2 protein-coding genes are annotated in these 1,516 nt (G+C 67.0%); both read left to right on the forward strand.

Annotated features, from left to right (window positions below; translation table 11 throughout):
• Nucleotides 1-687: ABC transporter ATP-binding protein (locus E5W87_RS33160; protein ID WP_292407489.1), on the forward strand; the 687-nt coding region annotated here is incomplete at its 5' end.
• Nucleotides 687-1,516 (forward strand): branched-chain amino acid ABC transporter permease (locus E5W87_RS33165; protein WP_292407492.1); only part of this gene is annotated, 830 nt, incomplete at its 3' end. The genes E5W87_RS33160 and E5W87_RS33165, both read left to right, overlap by 1 nt.

The raw sequence follows: 1,516 nt of genomic DNA on the forward strand, positions 1-1,516 counted from the left end.
GTGATCGGCCCCAACGGCGCCGGCAAATCCTCGCTGATCAACATCATCAGCGGCCTCTACCACGCCGACCACGGCACGATCACGATCGACGGACAGCCATTTGCCCGGGTGCCGGCGAACCGTCTGGCGCGACTGGGCGTTGCACGAACCTTCCAAAACCTGGCGCTGTTCGGCGGGCTTTCGGTGCGTGACAACATCGCGTCCGGCCGCGTCCACACCAGGCGCGCCAGTTTTGTCGAACACATTGCAGGCCTGCCACGCGCCCGGCGCGAGGATGCCATGATCGCCGAAAAGACCGATCAGATAGTCGCCTTCCTGCATCTCGAAAGCGTCGCCGACCGCCTCGTCGCCACCTTGCCTTACGGCCTGCAGAAGCGGGTCGAGCTGGCGCGCGCGCTGGTCGCCGAGCCGAAGCTGCTGCTGCTCGACGAGCCGATGGCCGGCATGACGGCGACCGAGAAGGCCGAGATGGCCGGCTTCGTGCGCGCCGCGCGCGACCGGCACGGCGTCACCATCATCCTGATCGAGCACGACATCGGCGTTGTCATGGGCCTCTCCGACCGCGTCGCCGTGCTCGACTACGGCCGCAAGATCGCCGACGGCACGCCGGCCGAGGTGCGCGCCGATCCTGCGGTGATCCGGGCCTATCTCGGCACCGCCGAGGGCGAAGACGGCGAGGGCATCTGATGAGCTACTATGATTTCCTCTTCGTCATCGAGGTGCTGGTCGGAGGCCTGCTGTCGGGCGTCATGTACTCGCTCGTCGCCATCGGATTCGTGCTGATCTACAAGACCTCGGGCGTGCTGAACTTCGCGCAAGGCTCGATGGTGCTGTTTGCAGCACTCACTTTCGTCAGCCTGGTCGAACGCCGCGTCCCTTTCGCGCTTTCGCTGCTCATCACCTTCGCGGTCATGGTCGCGCTCGGCTTCACCATCGAGCGGACCGTGCTCAGGCCGCTGGTCAACCGCTCGCCGATGACGCTGTTCATGGCGACGCTGGGCCTCTCCTACATCATCGAAGGTGCCGCCCAGCTTATCTGGGGCACGCAGGTGCACGGGCTCGACCTCGGCATCGACGACACCCCCTTCGAGGTCGGCGGCGTACTGATCTCGTCCTTCGACCTGCTGGCGGCGGCGATCGCCGCCGCCATGGTCGCAGGCCTCAGCGCCTTCTTCTATTGGACGCGGATCGGCCTTGCGTTTCGCGCCGTCGCCGACGATCAGTTCGCGGCCCTCGCCGTCGGGCTGCGGCTGCCTCGCATCTGGGGCACCGTGTGGACGGCGGCCGGCTTCGTCGCGCTGGTCGCCGGGCTGTTGTGGGGCGCGCGTCTCGGCGTCCAGTTCTCGCTGTCGCTGATCGTGCTGAAGGCGCTGCCGGTGCTGGTGCTTGGCGGCTTCGATTCCATCCTCGGCGCCATCGTTGGCGGCCTCATCATCGGCGCCAGCGAGAAGCTGGCCGAGGTCTATCTCGGCCCCTTCGTCGGCGGCGGCATCGAGGGCTGGTTCGCCTATGCGCT

This window comes from Mesorhizobium sp. (assembly GCF_004962925.1).
GTDB lineage: Bacteria > Pseudomonadota > Alphaproteobacteria > Rhizobiales > Rhizobiaceae > Mesorhizobium.